This window comes from Nocardia speluncae NBRC 108251 (assembly GCF_001613245.1).
Classification (GTDB): domain Bacteria; phylum Actinomycetota; class Actinomycetes; order Mycobacteriales; family Mycobacteriaceae; genus Nocardia; species Nocardia speluncae.
The window spans coordinates 53,228-71,254 of sequence record NZ_BDBZ01000015.1 but is presented as its reverse complement, the minus strand read 5'-3'; the positions used below and the strand labels follow the sequence as shown (position 1 = coordinate 71,254).

At 67.8% G+C, this 18,027-nt stretch carries 17 protein-coding genes; 6 read left to right on the top strand and 11 right to left on the bottom strand.

Translation table 11 applies throughout. The annotated features are described in order from the left end of the window. Window positions 1-50 precede the first annotated feature (50 nt). The 4 genes from NS6_RS16370 (at window position 51) to NS6_RS16355 (ending at window position 3,067) form a co-directional block, all read left to right on the top strand. Window positions 51-1,184 (top strand): phosphotransferase family protein, encoded by a 1,134-nt coding sequence (locus tag NS6_RS16370; protein ID WP_245669381.1) that lies wholly within the window; start codon window positions 51-53, stop codon window positions 1,182-1,184. A gap of 1 nt (window position 1,185) precedes the next feature. Then, on the top strand, window positions 1,186-2,316 hold the full coding sequence (locus NS6_RS16365; protein ID WP_068042716.1) for an Rv3169 family protein: 1,131 nt from the start codon (window positions 1,186-1,188) through the stop codon (window positions 2,314-2,316). An 83-nt stretch (window positions 2,317-2,399) separates the two neighbouring features. Next, window positions 2,400-2,642: a CopG family transcriptional regulator gene (locus NS6_RS16360; protein WP_068042714.1), complete on the top strand. Its 243-nt coding sequence runs from the start codon at window positions 2,400-2,402 to the stop codon at window positions 2,640-2,642. Then, entirely contained in the window at window positions 2,639-3,067 is a 429-nt protein-coding gene (locus NS6_RS16355; RefSeq protein WP_068042712.1) for a TA system VapC family ribonuclease toxin, read from the top strand. The genes NS6_RS16360 and NS6_RS16355 overlap by 4 nt, the downstream gene beginning before the upstream one ends. Here the strand turns inward: NS6_RS16355 and NS6_RS16350 are convergent. The 6 genes from NS6_RS16350 to mqo all read right to left on the bottom strand — a co-directional run bounded on the left by NS6_RS16350 (window position 3,048) and on the right by mqo (window position 9,737). Continuing rightward, window positions 3,048-3,461, bottom strand: a complete 414-nt coding sequence (locus NS6_RS16350) for a cobalamin biosynthesis protein (RefSeq protein ID WP_068042710.1) — start codon at window positions 3,459-3,461, stop codon at window positions 3,048-3,050. The genes NS6_RS16355 and NS6_RS16350 overlap by 20 nt on opposite strands. Continuing rightward, window positions 3,458-4,858, bottom strand: coding sequence for a cobyrinic acid a,c-diamide synthase CobB (locus tag NS6_RS16345; protein ID WP_371859344.1), 1,401 nt, complete (start codon window positions 4,856-4,858; stop codon window positions 3,458-3,460). The genes NS6_RS16350 and NS6_RS16345 overlap by 4 nt, the downstream gene beginning before the upstream one ends. A gap of 46 nt (window positions 4,859-4,904) precedes the next feature. Then, the gene (cobO, locus tag NS6_RS16340; RefSeq protein ID WP_068042708.1) at window positions 4,905-5,519 is read right to left on the bottom strand and encodes a cob(I)yrinic acid a,c-diamide adenosyltransferase; all 615 of its coding nucleotides are present in this window, start codon (window positions 5,517-5,519) and stop codon (window positions 4,905-4,907) included. A gap of 47 nt (window positions 5,520-5,566) precedes the next feature. Next, the gene (locus tag NS6_RS16335; RefSeq protein ID WP_174552604.1) at window positions 5,567-7,609 is read right to left on the bottom strand and encodes a VWA domain-containing protein; all 2,043 of its coding nucleotides are present in this window, start codon (window positions 7,607-7,609) and stop codon (window positions 5,567-5,569) included. A gap of 85 nt (window positions 7,610-7,694) precedes the next feature. Then, a complete protein-coding gene (locus NS6_RS16330; RefSeq protein WP_068042707.1) occupies window positions 7,695-8,144 on the bottom strand; it encodes a GNAT family N-acetyltransferase in 450 nt (149 codons plus the stop codon). A 132-nt stretch (window positions 8,145-8,276) separates the two neighbouring features. Further along, a complete protein-coding gene (gene mqo / locus NS6_RS16325) occupies window positions 8,277-9,737 on the bottom strand; it encodes a malate dehydrogenase (quinone) (RefSeq protein WP_068042766.1) in 1,461 nt (486 codons plus the stop codon). A 550-nt stretch (window positions 9,738-10,287) separates the two neighbouring features. Here mqo and NS6_RS16315 point away from each other — a divergent pair. Beyond that, window positions 10,288-11,379 carry an alpha/beta hydrolase gene (locus tag NS6_RS16315; protein WP_084471107.1) on the top strand — a complete coding sequence of 364 codons (1,092 nt, stop codon included), beginning with the start codon at window positions 10,288-10,290 and terminating at the stop codon, window positions 11,377-11,379. A gap of 134 nt (window positions 11,380-11,513) precedes the next feature. Here the strand turns inward: NS6_RS16315 and NS6_RS16310 are convergent, their stop codons facing one another. The 5 genes from NS6_RS16310 to NS6_RS16290 form a co-directional block, all read right to left on the bottom strand. Continuing rightward, on the bottom strand, window positions 11,514-12,077 hold the full coding sequence (locus tag NS6_RS16310; protein ID WP_068042703.1) for a hypothetical protein: 564 nt from the start codon (window positions 12,075-12,077) through the stop codon (window positions 11,514-11,516). A 110-nt stretch (window positions 12,078-12,187) separates the two neighbouring features. Next, window positions 12,188-13,825, bottom strand: coding sequence for a cobyric acid synthase (locus NS6_RS16305; protein ID WP_068042701.1), 1,638 nt, complete (start codon window positions 13,823-13,825; stop codon window positions 12,188-12,190). Then, entirely contained in the window at window positions 13,822-14,685 is an 864-nt protein-coding gene (gene map / locus NS6_RS16300) for a type I methionyl aminopeptidase (RefSeq protein ID WP_068042699.1), read from the bottom strand. Before map ends, NS6_RS16305 begins: the two co-directional genes overlap by 4 nt. An 82-nt stretch (window positions 14,686-14,767) precedes the next feature. Then, window positions 14,768-15,535, bottom strand: coding sequence for a GntR family transcriptional regulator (locus NS6_RS16295; RefSeq protein ID WP_084471105.1), 768 nt, complete (start codon window positions 15,533-15,535; stop codon window positions 14,768-14,770). Between the two features lie 165 nt (window positions 15,536-15,700). After that, window positions 15,701-16,060 carry a DUF4254 domain-containing protein gene (locus NS6_RS16290; RefSeq protein WP_068042761.1) on the bottom strand — a complete coding sequence of 120 codons (360 nt, stop codon included), beginning with the start codon at window positions 16,058-16,060 and terminating at the stop codon, window positions 15,701-15,703. A 1,052-nt stretch (window positions 16,061-17,112) separates the two neighbouring features. Between NS6_RS16290 and NS6_RS16280 the strand changes: the two genes are divergently transcribed. After that, complete coding sequence (locus NS6_RS16280) at window positions 17,113-17,973, top strand: helix-turn-helix domain-containing protein (protein WP_068042694.1); 861 nt, start codon at window positions 17,113-17,115, stop codon at window positions 17,971-17,973. Window positions 17,974-18,027: the final 54 nt, after the last annotated feature.

The following is an 18,027-nucleotide window of genomic DNA, read 5'->3' as shown; positions in this document are numbered from 1 at the left end:
TGACGATCCGAGCCGGCCCGCGCACCGTGGACGATGGCGTCAGGAGGACGATGATGCCCGATGAGATAGACCCCACCGAGCATCTGCAGCTCACCACCAGCGAACGCGATCTGGACACCCTCGCCGCCCAGCTCACCGGCTGGTTACAGGCGCGGGTGGCCGCCGACGAACCGCCGGTGATCGAATCGCTGCACCGGCCCCTGTCCGGTGGGCTGTCCAGCGCGTCGGTGTTGTTCGACGCCCGGTGGAAATCAGCCGGGGCACCACAGGAGGGGTCCTACGTCGCGCGGATGGTGCCGGAAGCGGGAGCGTTCCCGGTGTTCCGGGACTACGATCTGCCGCTGCAGTACCGGATCATCGGCGAGGTCGCCGCCCGCACCGATGTACCGGTACCACCACTGCGCTGGCTGGAAACCGACGACACCGTGTGCGGTGCCCCGTTCTTCGTCATGGATCGGGTCGAAGGCCGCATACCCGGCGACAACCCGCCGTACGTGTTCGCAGGCTGGTTGTACGACGCGGCACCTGCCGAGCGGGCCGAGCTGACCCACAACACCCTCGATGTACTCGCCCGGATCCACGCGATCACCGAACCGGCCCGGCGATTCCCGGAGTTGGACGGGCCCGGCCCGGCGCTGCGCCGCCACCTCGCCGCCCAGCGGGACTGGTACCGCTGGGCGCTGGTGGACGACGGTTTCGAGATCCCGTTGATCGAGCGGGCCTTCGACTGGCTGGAACACAATTTCCCGGACGATCCCGGCCCCGATGTCCTGAGCTGGGGCGACGCCCGCCCCGGAAACATCATCTACGACGGTTGCACGCCGGCCGCGATACTGGACTGGGAAATGGCGGCACTGGGCCCGCGGGAACTGGACCTGGCCTGGATGATCTTCCTGCACAGGTTCTTCCAGGACATCGCTACCGGCTTCGATATGCCCGGGCTGCCCGATTTCCTGCGCCGCGACGAGGTGGTCGCGCAGTACGAGGAGCTGACCGGCCACACCGTACGCGACCTGGATTTCCACCTCACCTACGCCGCGCTACGGCACGCGATCGTGATGGCCCGCATCAAACGCCGGATGATCCATATGGGTGAGGACACCGCTCCCGCCGACCGCGACGACTACATCATGCATCGGGCCACCCTGGAGGCCATGCTCGACGGCACCTACGGATGGGATTGAGATGAGCGAGAAGACCGCACGCACACCCGCTTCGACCCCGGGCCCTCTCGACGAATACCCGATCCACCAAACCCCGCTGCCGATCGCGCGCGCCGCCACCAGCGACCGCAACTTCTACGACCGCAGCTATTTCAACGCGCACAACCGGGACGGCGCGACCATGCTGGTCACCGGCTTCGGCGTATACCCCAACCTGGGCGTCGTCGACGCCTACGCGGCACTGCGCCGCGGTGACGAGATCACCTCGGTGCGCTTCTCCGACGCCCGCAGCGACCGCAGCCTGGACCTGACGGTGGGCGGGTACCGGATCGAAGTGGTCGAACCGCTGCACAAGATCCGGGTGCTCTGCGACCACGACGAACTCGGCCTGGATCTCACCTGGACGGGCTCGTTCCCCGCCGTCCAGGAACAACCCCATGTGATGCTCGCCGGGAACCGTCCGACACTGGACGCCTCCCGCTTCGCGCAGGTCGGGTCGTGGGCAGGCACGATCTCGCTCCGCGGCGAAGATATCGCGGTCGATCCGGACCTGTGGATGGGCACCCGCGACCGGTCGTGGGGTATCCGTCCGGTCGGCGAGGCCGAACCCCCGGGCCGCGCCGCCACCGAGGGCACCGGCGGATTCTGGTGGCTCTACGTCCCGCTGCGGTTCGACGATTTCGCGGTGGTGGTGATTCTGCAGGAGAACCCGGATGGCTACCGCACCCTGAACGACGCGGTCCGGGTGTTCCCGGACGGTTCGGTCGAACAGTTGGGCTGGCCACACATCACCATCGACTACCGATCCGGCACCCGCCACCCGGAGGCCGCGACCCTGGAACTGCGGACCTCCGACGGGAAACCGCTGACCATCGATATCCGCACGGTCACCGGCATCCCCCTGCACATCGGGTGCGGTTACGGCGGCGATCCGGACTGGCTACACGGCCAGTGGAAGGGGCGCGACTGGTCATGGGCGAACCGCTACGACCTCACCGACCCGGCGATCGCCGGCCGGATCCCATGGGGCGTCACCGACCACATCGCGCACGCCCGCTGCGGTGACGCCGAAGGGTGGGGTCTGTTCGAACACGCCAGCGTCGGCCGCCACGACCCCACCGGTTTCGCGGATCTGCTGTCGGTCGCCCATTGAGGCATGCAGTTGAGCACGGTGCACCTACGTACACCCTGCATCACTGATTCACTTACTACGAATCAGTGATGTAGCCTTGCACTATGCGAACTACAATTCGCCTCGACAGTGACGTGCTCGCCGCCGCGGAGCGCCTCCGGCGGGAACGGGGTATCGGCCTCGGTGAGGCAGTCAACGAACTGGTCCGAGCCGGGATCCACCACCGGCCGAGTGTGCCCCCGCGCTCGTTCCGGCAGCGGACCCGCGCGCTGGGCGCCCGAGTCGACCTGTCCCGTAACTCGGAAGTGCTCGATATGCTCGACGATCCCTACCCTGGGCAACCGTGATCATCGACGTCAACGTACTGCTGTATGCGGTGGACGAGAGCAGTCCCCACCATCAGATTGCGCATACGTGGTTCGAGGAGGCGATGAACGGTGATGTCCGAGTCGGATTCCCGTGGCACAGCCTCGTCGGTTTTATCCGAATCGCCACTCACCCGAAGATCTTTACCGCGCCGATGACCGGCCGGGAAGCATGGGGCTACGTAGACGAATGGCTGGATCACGATATGGCCTGGATCCCGCTGCCGACCGACCGGCATCGCCGGGTCCTCGGTCGGCTCGTCGACGATCACTATGCGACGGGGAACCTGGTGCCCGATGCACACCTCGCAGCTCTGGCGATCGAACACGGTGTGGCTGTGTGCTCGTTCGATACCGACTTCGCACGGTTCCCCGAGGTGGAGTGGATCAACCCACTACACCGGTGATCTCCTCCGCGCCGCGAGTGGCGGCCGCAGCGATCACCACACCCGATACCACTCGCCGCGGTACCAGTAGTGGGCCGGAGCCGGCCAGCAGCGCTGCGGCCTCGGCGACGCCGGGAATGCCGAATACTTCCATCACTCTGCTGGATGAGTTGGGTACTTGGACGTTCGCGAGCTGGGCGGCGTCGAAACCGAGTAGCGGCACCCCCAGCCGCTCGGCGGCCCGGCACAATCCCGGTTCGCCGGCGCGCCGGTCGATAGTCGCAAGGCAGGCGATCCGCCCGACGGGAAATGCGGCGTCCAGCACCGCCAGGATGTGCTCGGCGGGCCGGCCGGGGCGCAGCCCCAGGCCGACAGCGAGGCCGGGTGCCGGTGTGGTGGTAGCCGGGGAGGTCACGGGCTGGTCGCGGCGGCAACCGCACGCTGGTGAACGCGTGCGGCGGAAACGAAGCGGTGCACAGCGACCGGGTTCCCTGCGGGGTGGGTGTGCAGATAGGAGGCATGCACCTGGTGCACGAGGGCCCCTTCTCTGATCTGCTCACGACCCGCGCGCCAGGCCCAGGCGGCACTCGGGGTACTGGTGGCGACCAGGCGGGTCCGGTGGAATTCGTGGCCGAGCACTCGTTCACCCGCCCGCCACAGCGGGGAATCGGCCAGGGCGACGGCCTCTCGGTAGCCGAGGGTCAGGCGCGGACCGAATTCGGCGACCGAATCGAGGACACCCGCCATCGGGTGACCGTCCAACGATGCAGCGAGGTAGAGCAGACCCGCGCATTCGGCATGGACCGGCAACCCACTCCGCACCTGTTCGGCCACCGCGGCCCGGAGCACAGCATTGCCGGCGAGCGCCTCCGCATGTTCCTCCGGAAAGCCGCCCGGCAGAACCAGACCGGCGGCAGCGGCTGGCAGCGGATCGTGCAGCGGATCGAACACCGCGACCTCCGCTCCGGCGGCGGCGAGCAGCTCCCGGTGCTCGGCGTAGCCGAACGTGAACGCCGAACCACCCGCCATGGCGATCACCGGACCCGTCCCGGCAGAAGTCGCTACTGTGCTCGCTTGCACCGGATCCCACACTGTCCCCGGGCCCGGGGCAACAGCGAGGGCAGCGACAGCGGCCAGGTCGATATGGCGGGCAACCAGGTCCGTCATCGCAGCGACCGCACGTAGCGCCGCGCTGCCGTGTTCGACCGCCGGGATCAGGCCCAGATGCCGGGACGGGACCTCGAGTTCGGCCAACCTGGGCAAGGCGCCGAGCACTGGCAGCCCGACCCGATCGCAGGCCGCACGCAGAACCTGTTCATGCCGCTCGCTGCCGACCCGATTAAGGATCACCCCGCCCAGCCGCACCCCGGAATCGAAGGTCGCGAACCCGTGCAGCAGCGCGGCCAGGCTCTGGCTGTGCCCGCGCGCGTCCACGACGAGGATCACCGGAAGGCCCAGCAGGCTCGCGACCTGTGCCGTGGACCCCTCGGCGACAGGATCCGCGGACCGGTCGTCGATCCGGCCGTCGAACAGTCCCATCACCCCCTCTACGACGGCGAGATCGCAGCCGCGTGAGCCGTAGCGGTACAGGGGGGCGATCCGGTCCCGGCCGACCAGCACCGGATCGAGGTTGCGGCCGGGTCTGCCGGCCGCCAAGCCGTGGTAGCCGGGGTCGATATAGTCCGGCCCCACCTTGAACGGCGCGACCTGATGCCCTGCCCGGCGCAGCGCGCCGATCAGTCCGGTCGCGACGGTGGTCTTGCCGCTACCGGATGCCGGCGCGGCGAGGACGATCCCGGCGGCGGTGATCACCGCGGTAGGCCCGCGTGCAAGGGCACCGGCCGGCCGCCGGGTCGGCTCACCATTCGATACCTCGCTGCCCCTTCCGCCCCGCGTCCATCGGATGGCGCACCTTCGTCATCTCGGTAACCAGGTCCGCGGCCTCGATCAAGGCCGCGGGGGCGTCCCGCCCGGTCACCACCACATGCTGGTGGCCGGACCGCTGCTGCAGGGTGTCGACGACCTCGTCCACGTCGACCCACCCCCATTTCAGTGGGTAGGTGAATTCGTCCAGTACGTAGAAGCGGTGTTCCTCGGCCTGTAACCGGCGGGCGATCTCACGCCAGCCGGCCAGCGCGGCGGCGGCGTGATCGGTTTCGGTCCCGGCCTTACGACTCCACGACCAGCCCTCACCCATCTTGTGCCACTGCACCGGTGCACCGGCACCGGTCTCCTCGTGCAACCGGCCCAGCTCACGGAAGACCGCCTCTTCCCCGACCTTCCATTTGGCGCTTTTCACGAACTGGAAGACCGCGAGATCGAAGCCCTGGTTCCAGGCCCGCAACGCCATGCCGAACGCCGCTGTGGATTTCCCCTTACCCGGGCCTGTGTGGACGGCGAGCACCGGCTGATTACGCCGCTGGCGTGTGGTCAGCCCGTCGTCGGGCACACTTTCCGGCACCCCTTTGGGCATGTGATCTCCTCGGTCTCAATGTATTTCGCAGTGGGCGGCGGTATCGGTTACGCCGCGCGCGCACCGGTGCCGGACGCACCCGTACGGACGGTGTCGGCGACTGCCGATCCGGTCAGCTCGGTCAACCGGACTACGGTGCCGCGCAATGCCGCCGCCAGTTCGGCCGCCAAACCGAGCCGCACCATGCCGCGTTCGCAGTCGATGACGATCGAGGCGATACCGTCGCGCGCCAGCCCGGCCGCGCTCGCCCGGGCCCGCGGCACCGGGTCGGTTCCGCCGGTGGCCCGGCCGTCGGTGAGCAGCACCAGCATCGGCCGGCGGCGCGGGTCGCGCACCCGTTCCCGGCGCACCACCTCATGGGCTTTCCGCAGTCCCGTGGCGAGCGGGGTTTTTCCACCGGTGCGCAGGCCGGCAAGGCGGCGCACCGCGATATCGGTCGACGAGGTCGGGGGCAGGACGAGTTCGGCAACGCTACCCCGCACCGCGATCACCGCGACCTTGTCGCGCCGCTGGTAGGCATCGCGCAGCAGGGTGACGACCGCCCCGGTCACCGCCGACAGCCGGTCGCGGGCGGCCATGGAACCGGAGGTGTCCACCACGAACACCACCAGGTTGCCTTCCCGCCCTTCCCGGTAGGCGCCGCGCAGGTCCGGCGCGGCCAGCCGCAACGGCCCGGTCCGGCGACCGCGGACCCACTGCTGCGGTGCTGCGGCCTGTAGCGTGCCGAGCAGATGCAGGCCGCCGGTGAGATCGGGAGTCGCATTGACGACGCGGCCCTGCCGGGTTCGGGCGCGGGAGCGACGTCCGGGGGCGCCCTCCCCCAGCCCGGGAACTTCCCAGCGCGGTGGCCGCACCGGCGCCGCGGCCGGGGTCGAGGCTTGTCCGGAACCCGCCGGGCCACCCGATTTCGCCGAATCCTCCCCGGATCCGGCGGCCGGCTGTCCGCCGCCTGGGCCGTCGGGATCGTCCTCCGGCTGCCCCGCACCGCCACCGGGACCGGCCGGGTCGTTGTCGGGCCGGTCGCCGCCGCCGGGGCCGTCTTCCGGCGACCCGGCATCCGATTCACCGCACGGTTCTTCCGTGGATTCGGGCCGGTCGGCCTGGTCCGCGGCCTCGCGCATCGCCTCGTCCAGCTGTTCGGGCGTGATCCCCGGTTCGTCGAACGGGTCCCGGCGGCGCCGATGCGGTAGGGCCAGTTCGGCCGCGATTCGCACATCGTCGGCGGTGACGGTGTCGCGACCGCACCAGGCGGCGTGGGCAGTGGCGGTGCGGGCGACCACCAGATCGCCGCGCATCCCATCCACGTCGAAAGCTGCGCATACGGACGCGATCCGGCGCAGTTCCACATCGTCGAGCGCGATACCGGGTAGCCGGTCGCGCGCGGTGAGGATCCGGTCGGCGATCTCGGCGTCCGCGGGAGCACAGGCTGCCGCGAAACCGGCCGGGTCGGCCTCGTAGTCCAGGCGCCGCCGCACCACGGCCATTCGCACGTCCACGTCACGGGAGGCGGTCACGTCCACGGTGAGGCCGAAGCGATCCAGCAGCTGCGGACGCAGCTCGCCCTCCTCCGGGTTCATGGTGCCCACCAGCACGAAACGGGCCGGATGCGAATGGGAGACCCCGTCGCGTTCTATATGCACCCGGCCCATCGCCGCCGCATCGAGCAGCACGTCGACCAGGTGATCGTGCAGCAGGTTGACCTCGTCCACATACAGCACGCCGTGATGGGCCGCGGCCAGCAGACCGGGCCGGAACGCCTGTTCGCCGTCGCGTAGCACCCGCTCCAGATCGAGCGATCCGACCACTCGGTCCTCGGTCGCGCCCACCGGAAGTTCCACCAGCCGCGCGGGGCGTGCCCCCGATTCGTCCACCACCGGTGGCAGCAGCCGTGCCAGCGCCCGCACCGCCGTCGATTTCGCGGTCCCTTTCTCGCCGCGCACCAGCACACCGCCGATGCCCGGGTGCACCGCGCACAAGATCAGCGCGAGCTGCAACTGTTCCTGACCGATCACCGCCGAGAACGGGAATCCGGCCTCACCCTCCCCCGCGGCAGTTGGCAGAGTGCGAGGTGCGGGCCGGGCGATTTCGATAGAGGACACGGCCCCACTCTAAATCGTGCCGGATAACGCACCCGGCCTCCCCTGCTCGGACTCCGCGAGCGTCGACGGGCCGGCGCTACCCTCGGCGCATCGGTACGTGCGCCACACCGTCCTCGATGAACTCCTCACCCGCGACCTCGAAACCGTGCTTGGTGTACAGGTCGATCAGGTAGGTCTGCGCGTTCAACCGGACCGTATGCGGACCGGTCTCGGCGAGCGCGGCCTGCAGCAACCGGGTGGTGTACCCGTGCCCGCGAGCTTCCACGGCCGTGCACAGACGTCCGATCCGGAAGGATTTCACTCCGTCGTCGTGCTCCTCGAGCAACCTCAGGGTCGCGATGACCTCGCCCTCGTCGTCCAGCCACAGATGCCGGGTCTCCCGCAGCAGATCCTGACCGTCCAGTTCCGGGTACGCGCATTTCTGCTCGACGACGAACACTTCGACACGAAGCTTCAGCAGCTCGTAGAGGGTGGCGGTATCGAGATCCAGCGCCCAGGACCGTCGGAGTGCAACCGTAGACATCATCGCGCCTTGCTATCACACCTCGGCGCGAGATGCACGCGAATGTCTCCTGCCGGACGAATCCGGCACCCAGCTCACCGCGAACGGCCCACAGGATCGGGTCCCGCAGGCCGGCGAACACCCGTGTGGACCCGGTCAGGCTCCGGCAGGCAGCACCGCGTGCGCTCCGCTTCCGGTGAGTTGCAGGGCCTTACCGGTCCAGTCCCAGACCTCGCCGAACAGCGCCTGATTCTCCGAGAGCTTGATGCCGAGCGAGGGAACCATTTCCTTCAGCTTGGGCGTCCAGGACGCGTACTCGGTCGGGAAACACCGCTCGAGCACGTCGAGCATCGCGGTCACACAGGTCGAGGCACCCGGCGAGGCGCCCAGCAGGCCCGCGATGGAACCGTCCTGCGCGGTGATCACGGCGGTCCCGAGTTCGAGCACACCGCCGGCGCCCTTACGCCGGATGGTCTGCACCCGTTGCCCGGCGGTGATGAGTTCCCAATCGCGGCCCTCGGCGCGCGGGATGAACTCCTCCATCGTGTACACCCGGCCGGCCTGCGATTTCATCAGCTCGGTGACCAGGTATTTCACCAGGCCCAGCTCGGTGACACCGACGCCCAGCATCGGGGCCAGGTTGCCCGGTTTGATCGATTTGAACAGGTCGGCGTTGCTACCGTCCTTGAGGAATTTCGGGGTCCAACCGGCGTACGGACCGAACAGCAGGCCGAGTTTGCCGTTGATGATCCGCGTGTCCAGGTGTGGAACCGACATCGGCGGTGCGCCGACGGCGGCCTTGCCGTACACCTTGGCCTCGTGTTTCCCGACCAGTTCGGGATTGGTACAGCGCAAGAACTGGCCCGACACCGGGAATCCGGCGAACCCGCCGATTTCCTTGATCCCCGATTTCTGCAGGAGGGGCAACGCACCGCCACCGGCGCCGACGAAAACGAACTTGCTGACCAGGGTGCGGCGGCGACCGGTACGGGTATTGCGCACCGTCACCTTCCAGCTGCCGTCGCGCTGCTTGCTCAGATTCCGGACCTCGTTACCGAACGCGATCTCCCCACCGGTGGCCCCGATATGAGCCAACAGCTCCTTGGTCAGCGAACCGAAGTTGATATCGGTGCCGCCGTCGGTCCAGTTGAGGGCGATCGGATCGGAGAAATCGCGTCCCCGGGCCATCAGCGGCAGGCGGCGGGCGAACTCGTCGGGACTGTCGATGTACTCCATCCCCGCGAACAGCGGATGCCGAGACAGCGCCTCGTAACGTTTGCGCAGGTATTCGACATCGGCGGCGCCGTGGACGAAACTCACGTGCGGGATGGGGTTGATGAACCGGGACGGATCGCCGAGGATCCCGTTCTCGACCGCGTAAGCCCAGAACTGCCGCGAGACCTGGAACCGCTCGTTGATATCGACTGCCTTGCCGATATCGACCGAGCCGTCCGGTTTCTGCGGGCTGTAATTCAGTTCGCACAGCGCGGAATGCCCGGTACCGGCGTTGTTCCACGGGTCGCTGCTCTCGGCCGCGGCGGCATCCAGCCGTTCGAACACGGTGATCGACCAGTCCGGCTGCAGCTGGCGCAGCAGCGCGCCGAGCGTGGCACTCATGATGCCGGCACCGATGAGGACTACATCGGTCGTTTCAGTCTGGGCAGCGTTCGGCACGGGTGTTCGACTTCCTTGTCCTGGTGCGCGGGGCACACATTCCGACTGGGATGTGGTCCGCTGGGGCACGGGCACATATGCAGTTGTTCACGGACAGCGACGAGCCTCTTCGGGCGCGGCCGAATGTAGGTTACCCGCCGTTCACTATTGCTAATTGTGCACCTCGACACGCACGGAATCCGCAGCCAGGGCGGCGATTGTGACCTAGATTCCTCTCCTCCGACGCTCCGAGCGGCGCCGTCACCGAAAGCCGGTGGCGCAAATAACACCGCCGGCCACGTCGTCCGGCGCCACGCACGGCCGGAAACGAACGCCGAGGCGCCGGGCGCCGCGCGGACCCGATGGCGCCGTATCGACGGGCACAGTCGCGGCGAACCCCGGAACCGGGCCCATGCCGTAGCGCAGACCGAACACCGGTATCCGGCGCGCCCGGATCACCGCCTCTCGGCACGCACAGCCCGGTGCAGCGCGAGGATGCGCCTAGATTGGAGGCGTGACGAACGAACCCCTGGCCCGCAGCAGCACGCTGGGAGCGGCCGATACCTGGCAGCCGGATGTACTCGGTGACGGGTACGAGTACCGCACACTGGACCTGGGGACCGACCCTGATGGCGAGGGCGAGATCGTCGCCACTCTGGTACGTCACCTTCCGGATACCGGTATCTCCGGAGATACCGGTTCAGGCGCCCCGGGCACGACCGGTTCCGGCGCCACCGGCCCGGCCGTAGCCGTCCTGTACCTGCACGGGTTCACCGACTACTTCTTCCAGCGGCATGTGGCCGAGCACCTGACCGCGCGTGGCCACCGGTTCTACGCGCTGGATCTGCGTAAATGCGGCCGCTCGCTGCGCGCGAACCAGACCCCGCACTTCATCGGCGATCTGGCTCTCTACGACCGGGAGCTGAACGAATCACTCCGCCTGATCACCGAGGAAACGCAGGGCGAGGTCCTGGTCATGGGACATTCGACCGGCGGCCTGGTGGCATCGCTGTGGCTGGATCGGCTGCAGCGCGCCGGTGGCACAGCGGCGGCCGGGGTCAGCGGGCTTGTTCTGAACAGCCCATGGTTCGATCTGCAGGGGCCGACATATGTGCGCACTGTGGGCACGCAAGTGATCAACACGGTGGGCCGGTTCCGGGCCAAGTCGGCGCTGCCGCTGAGTAAATCCAGTGCCTACGGCGACAGCCTGCACCACAGCCTGGCCGGCGAATGGGACTACGACCTGGACTGGAAGCCGCGGCAGGGTTTCCCGGTGCGGGCAGGCTGGCTCCGTGCGATCCGCCTGGGTCAGGCACGGTTGCACCGGGGGCTGGATATCGGTGTGCCCGCCCTGCTGTTGCGATCGAAGCTCACCCAGTTCGCCCGCGAATACGGACCCGCCGTCGACGTGGCCGACGCGGTTCTGGACGTGGCCCAGATCCAGCGCTGGGCCGGCTGCCTGGGTGATCGCACCAGCATCGTCCCGATCGACGGGGCCCGGCACGATGTATTCCTGTCCGCGGACGAGCCCCGGTCGGCGGCGTTCCGGGAACTGGACAGCTGGCTGGACTGGCTCGCGACCTATCTCTCGGGCGAGCGCACGTAGCGACCGTTTGCCTGGGCGGCGAAGGCAGCCACATCGTGCAGTCGAAACCGCTCTCCTGGGCCGCCATGGGAATCCACGGGTCGATATCGGTGCGGCCCGGCGGCTCATCGGAGAGGCCGGCGCCCGCCCGCGGCTCACCACATACTGGTGCGCAGCACGATCTCGGTGGCGAATTGCTGGTCCGCTTCGGCGGCCACATTGTCGACATCGAGGTCCACTACGCGGAACTCGCCGTACACGTGGCGCCCGGAGCTGTCGGCCACCGACCGCGGTAGCCCTTTTGTCACCAGGACGGTGGTCGGCAGTTCGACCGCGGGGCACTCCTGCTCCAGTACCGTGCCGGATCCGTCCGGCACGGCGGGATGCCCGCGATCGGCAACGATCAGGCTCACGAACCGCCCGAAACCTTTCGCACAGACCTGCCACGCCACACTGGCGCCCACCCCGCGTCCTGCGACATTTGCCCACGGCACCCCGAGATCGTCCAGAACCGCATATACACCGGTGAGGTCCAGTCCGGTGACATTTTCGAACACGATGGTCCGCAGATCGGAACTGTGCAGCCGGGCACACACCCGGTCATAGACCTCCGGCGGATCGCCGGAGTCGGGGAACAGCAGCACACTGTGCTGGGTCACCGGACCGTCGACCCGCACCGTCCAGTCCCGGTCACCGACCGCGATGCGCCGAGATTCCATGACGCTTGACGCTACACCGCCGGCCGGCGCCGTTGGAGTGCTCCCCATAAAGAGCACGACGATCGTGATGCGTAATCTCACAGAGATCTCAGGCCGTACACCGCAGGGGATCAGCCCATTGGCGAGAGCGCGCCCACCGCGGATTCGACAACCGGCAGACCGGCCGGCACCCCCTCCGCCAGGAGCCGCTCCAACCGGGAGATATCAAGGTTTTCGGCGACCAGGTCGGCGAGGAGATCGAGCTGCGCCGCGCGCACCGCGGCCACCCGCGTCCCGGGCGCGACAAGAAAACCGGTCCGTCCGGCCGCCCGCGCGACCCGGGTCAGCCAGGCCCGGCGGAATTCGTCGGATTCGAGGAGACCGTGCAGATGGGTGCCCCATACCGCGCCGCGCACGACACCCTCGGCCGACGGCTCGCCGGCGAGTTCACTGCCCGCGCCGCCGGGCACATCGCCCGGGGAGGTCCGGCCGGTGACGTGCAGCCACGGAGTCTCGGCGGTACGCCGGATACGGCCGTGGTGGATTTCATAACCGGTCGCAGCAACCCCCGTCGTACCCACCGGTTCCGCGCCCCGCGGCATCGGCGCACCCACTGCGGCGGTCCGGCACAGTACCTTCTCGGGCGCGAACTCGATGTCCATATCCAGCAGGCCCAGCCCGGCGACCGTACCGGCCCCGGATTCCACCGGATCGATGATGCGGTTCCCGAGCATCTGATAGCCGCCGCAGATTCCGAGTACCGGGCGGCCGGCGGCCGCACGCCGCCGCAGTTCCTCGGCAATCCCGGTGCGCCGCAACCAGTCCAGATCATCGACGGTGGCTTTGCTCCCGGGCACGACCACAAGATCGGCCGCCACGAGCTGGGACACTTCGGTCACCCAGCGGACCGCGACCCCCGGTTCGCAGGCCAGCGCTTCCACATCGGTCGAGTTGGAGATCCGGGGCAGCCGGACCGCGGCCACGCTGAGCCATTCACCACCGACAGCCGGCCCGGGACGACCGATCTGCGCCCCGGATACGCTGCCCAGCGAATCCTCGGCATCGAGCCAGAGATCCTCCCGGTACGGCAGCACGCCGAGCGTGGGCCGGCCCGTCAGGGCATCCAGCTGTTCCAGACCGGGGCGTAGCAGATCCACGTCGCCGCGGAACTTGTTGATCACGAAACCGGCGATCAGCCGCTGATCCTCGGGTTCGAGGACGGCCAGGGTGCCGAACAGATGTGCCAGCACACCGCCGCGGTCGATATCGCCGACTACCAGCACGGGCAGCCCGGCCGCCCGCGCCAGACCCATATTCGCCAGATCGGTGGCCCGCAGATTGATCTCGGCCGGCGATCCCGCTCCTTCGCAGATCACCACATCGAATTCCGCCCGCAGCGCCGCGAGTTCGGTGGCCACCACCGCGCGCAGCCGGGTGCGATGAGCAATGTAATCGGCGGCACTCACGGTATCGGTGACCTGTCCGCGCACCACCAGTTGCGACCGCCGGTCGCTTCCGGGTTTCAGCAGGACCGGATTGAATCGCACGCTCGGTTCGAGCCCGCAGGCCTGCGCCTGCAACGCCTGGGCCCGGCCGATCTCGCCGCCGTCCAGGGTGACGACGGAATTGTTCGACATGTTCTGGGCCTTGAACGGCGCCACCCGCACCCCACGGCGTCGCAGCATCCGGCAGATCCCGGCGACCAGCACGCTCTTACCGGCGTCGGAGGTGGTCCCGGCGACCAGCAGCGCCCCGCCGGGGACGCTCACGGCAGCGTCAGGATTTCGGCTCCGGTGTCGGTGACGACCAGGGTGTGCTCGAACTGCGCCGTCCACTTACGGTCTTTGGTGACGACGGTCCAGCCGTCGTCCCAGATCTCGTACTCGATACCGCCCAGGTTGATCATCGGTTCGATGGTGAAGGTCATCCCGGGTTCGATGACGGAGTCCACGGCGGGCTGGTCGTAGTGCAGGATCACCAGGCCGCTGTGGAAGGTGGGCCCGACCCCGTGCCCGGTGAAATCGCGGACCACGCCGTAGCCGAAGCGGTTGGCATAGGACTCGATCACCCGGCCGATCACATTGAGCGCCCGGCCCGGACGCACCGCCTTGATCGCCCGCCTGGTGGCTTCTTCGGTGCGCTCCACCAGGAGTTTCACCTCCTCGTCCACCTCACCGGCGAGGAAGGTCGCATTGGTATCGCCGTGCACCCCGTGGATATAGGCGGTGACATCGATATTGACGATGTCACCGTCCTCGACCACAGTGCTGTCGGGGATTCCGTGGCAGATCACCTCGTTGAGCGAGGTACAGCACGACTTGGGGAACGCCTTGTAACCGAGCGTGGAGGGATAGGCCCCATGGTCGCACATGTACTCGTGCGCGATCCGGTCCAGCTCATCCGTGGTGACCCCCGGCGCGACCGCTTTACCCGCCTCGGCCAGAGCCTGGGCCGCGATCTTGCCGGCAATACGCATCTTCTCGATGGTCTCGGGCGTCTGCACCCACGGTTCGGAGCCTTCGCGGGCGGTTTCCTTCCACACATACTCCGGGCGTTCGATGGCGCGGGGAACCTCACGAATCGGGGTGGGGGTTCCAGGGAGCAGCGGCTGACGGGTACGCACGGACATGGTTCAAGAGTAGTAGGCGCCGGCCGAGAGGTCGCCGGGAACGTTCCCGGCCGTACACCGCAACAGCCGCGAGAGCCTCCGCTCAGCGACCCCGGCCACCCGTACGGACCTCGAAGGCGACCCGGTCACCGCGGTAGAGCGCGGCCACCCGTTCGATGGGCCGGCCCTGCGTGTCGATACCGCGCCGGACCACCCGGAACAACGGCACCGCCGGACGGCACCGGAGCAACCCGGCCTCCCTGGGCGCGGCGAGGACGGTTTCGATCCGCTCGGTGGCACCCGCGTATTCCACGCCCGAATCGCCGATGGTCGTGGCGAGCGAACCCAGCGGGTCGAATGCCGCGCGCAACCAGCCGAACCTGTCCAGCGACAGGTCGATACGTTCCAGCGCGATCGGGTCGCCGTCGGCGAAAAGCAGACGTTCGAGGGTCATGATGGGGGTTCGCGGCGGCAGGTCGAGATCACGCGCGACCTCGGCGTCGGCGATGCCGTCCTCCCAGGACAACAACCGGCGCACCACCCCGGCGGCTTCTTCGCCGGCGGATTCGGGGGCCAGTGGCCGGACGACCTTCGGCCGGGCCAGCACCGTGCCGCGGCCCTGTCTGCGGATACGGCCTTCGACGGCGAGGTCGCGAAGGGCATGCCGGACGGTTTCGCGCGCGACGCCGAACCGTCCCGCCAGTTCGCGTTCGGCGGGCACCCGGTCGCCGGGGCGTAGCTCGTCGAGCATCGTGTCGATTTCGGCGCGTACCCGATAGACCTTCGACAGCGCCACGCCGACCGGCGCCCGCACCTCGGTACGGAGGTCTTCCGGCGCCGATACGGTTGCGACGCCATTCGTGTGAATCATGGCAGAACCTACCTCCAATTGACCTACACCACCCGGTTAACCGAGTATTCGCCACCGACTCACCGCTGGGTCTAGGCCATTCGACATTTCGCGGCGGTTCCCGGACCCACCGCGAGGGATTTCGCGTTCATCGGACTGGACAGCCGGGAGATCCGCGGCGCCCTGCTACTGCACCGGTAACCGGCGGCGGCCACCGGCCACCTCGGCGATCAAATCCGTGTACCCGTCAACGAGTTCCGCCAGGTGGTACCAGTGCCGGTGGGTGCGGTCACTGCGCACGCCGTCGGCTTCGATGGCCTGATTCGCCGCGACCCAGCTGTGCGCCATGCGATCGATCACCGCGCCCAGACTTTCGGTGTGCAGCGAGGCTCCGTGGCGATGCTGCGGCATCTTGCGGATGATCCAGTCGTTGATATCGTTCACGAGTTCGCTTCGGCGGCCGTCGATTTCGGCAATCTCGGCCAGATCCCGGACATGTGCCCGACGCTTGTGCAGTTCGACGAGCGCATGTGCGAAACGTAGCAGCACCCGGTCCTGGGCCCGCCGTCCTTGAAAAGCGCACAGCAACTGTGGCGCTGTCGGCAGGGTCCCAAGTGTGGGCGCACTCATCTGCACCCCTCGGACTCACCCGGCACCATCACACTCTGTACCAACATGATCGACTCTCGATTCGGTAATCCCGGACATCGGATCGTTGTTCACAACAAGGCTAGCTGGATCATGCTCTTACAGATGCAAGAACACAAGACTTCGGTATGCAATGTTGCGAACAGCGTTGTGCGCAAGCCTAACGATCCCCTTCACGGAGCCTCACCGCGGTCCCACCGAAAACGCTTACCCGCCAAGCTCGTTCCCGCCGGCGGCCCGAATTCCCGGCGCGCCGAACAATAGCCGCCGGCCCCGCGATCACCGCCGGGACAACGCGTTACGCGACCACATCGCAACCGTGCCGAGATCTATCCGCACCACACTCCGGCGCCGTACCTACCCCTATGGTGCCCGTATGCAGGCCCCCGACGGTGGCAACCGGTACCGAGGGCCCCCCGAACCACGCCCGTCGCCACGACGTTTCACGCATACACAGTCCGGCGTTACGGATTCGCGCAGAGACTCTCCCGCACACACGTGAAAGATTGCCATATATTTGCCATATTCACCATAAGTTGTCCGCTCTCGACGGATTACAGCCTCGCCTACCGACCGGACGAACTACCCTTACCGACCGTCGATCGGAACCGGTCCTGGCGGAGAACCACATTCCGGAGCCGCCGGTGCAGCGGTCGACCCGGTAGCAATGCCGCAGGCCTCGGCCACGACCGCGGATCGCGAACGACCGAAGTGCCACGCCGGCAACTCTCCACCGAACCGCGGCCCCGCCACCGGCAGCCGGTTCCGCGCCGGATGCGCGATCACTCACGCGGCACCGGCGGGCTCGGAACTTCGCCCGGCACCCCCCATACGACACTGCCGATCACATCGGTTCCGGTCGCTCGTTATGGTGGCACCACAGGGCGTGCGGCCGCCGCGAACCAGGGGGGCACCGCCCATCGCATGTAGCGCTGGCCGAAAGGGATGACATGGCAGGCAAACGCACCGTCCTCACGGCGGGGTTGCGCCGGCTCTCGGTGTTGTTGCTGGAGATGCGCGAGGACGCCGAGCTCAGCAAAGAGGAGGTCAGCGCCCGCACCGGAATCAACGTGACCACCCTGTACCGGATCGAAACCGCCCAGGCACGTCCGCAGCGCCGCACGCTGATGACGATGCTGGACCTCTACGGTATCGACGCGGAGCGGCGCCAGGACGCACTGGAACTACTGTCCGACGCACAGAAGCCGGGAATGTCGCGGCCTTACGAGGCCAGCCTCTCCGAGGTCTATGCCGCGTACATCAATTTCGAATCGGTGGCGCTCTCGGCCCGGCACTACCAGACCTCGTTCATGCCGGGACTGCTGCAAACCGAGCAGTACGCCATGGCGGTGATCGACACCTACATGCCGAAACTGGAGGCCTCCGACCTGGAACGCCGAGCGCGGGCCAGAATGGACCGGGCGGCGGTGCTCGCCAAGGACGAACCACTCGAACTGTGGGTCGTGCTGGACGAAGCCGCCATCCGCCGCGTCGTCGGCGGTCCAGAGGTCATGAGCGGCCAGTTGCGACGACTGGGCGAGGCGATCAAACGCAAGAACGTGATCCTGCAGATCCTGCCGTTCGATGCGGGAGCCCACCCGGGTATGGCCGGTTCCTTCACGATTCTGGACTTCCCGGACCCCACCGACCCTGAATTGGTCTATGTCGAGGGCATTTCCGGTGATGCATTGATCGAAGGCCATTCCGAGATCCGCCGCTTCGGTGTCATGTTCGACCAGCTGCGCGCCATGGCACTGAGCCCCCGGGACTCTGCGGTGATGATCGCCGAGGCCGCCGAATCCATGAGCTGAACCGTATTTCGCACGAATCGGCGCAGTACGGGCATTGCGGACCTGGTGAACGGG

Coding starts and splice junctions, on each gene's coding strand:
- mqo (WP_068042766.1), bottom strand. CDS start 9,737: ATGAGTGCCACGCTCGGCGCGCTGCTGCGCCAGCTGCAGCCGGACTGG.
- NS6_RS16310 (WP_068042703.1), bottom strand. CDS start 12,077: ATGGAATCTCGGCGCATCGCGGTCGGTGACCGGGACTGGACGGTGCGG.
- NS6_RS16330 (WP_068042707.1), bottom strand. CDS start 8,144: ATGATGTCTACGGTTGCACTCCGACGGTCCTGGGCGCTGGATCTCGAT.
- NS6_RS16280 (WP_068042694.1), top strand. CDS start 17,113: ATGGCAGGCAAACGCACCGTCCTCACGGCGGGGTTGCGCCGGCTCTCG.
- NS6_RS16295 (WP_084471105.1), bottom strand. CDS start 15,535: ATGATTCACACGAATGGCGTCGCAACCGTATCGGCGCCGGAAGACCTC.
- NS6_RS16360 (WP_068042714.1), top strand. CDS start 2,400: ATGCGAACTACAATTCGCCTCGACAGTGACGTGCTCGCCGCCGCGGAG.
- cobO (WP_068042708.1), bottom strand. CDS start 5,519: ATGCCCAAAGGGGTGCCGGAAAGTGTGCCCGACGACGGGCTGACCACA.
- NS6_RS16370 (WP_245669381.1), top strand. CDS start 51: ATGATGCCCGATGAGATAGACCCCACCGAGCATCTGCAGCTCACCACC.
- NS6_RS16365 (WP_068042716.1), top strand. CDS start 1,186: ATGAGCGAGAAGACCGCACGCACACCCGCTTCGACCCCGGGCCCTCTC.
- map (WP_068042699.1), bottom strand. CDS start 14,685: ATGTCCGTGCGTACCCGTCAGCCGCTGCTCCCTGGAACCCCCACCCCG.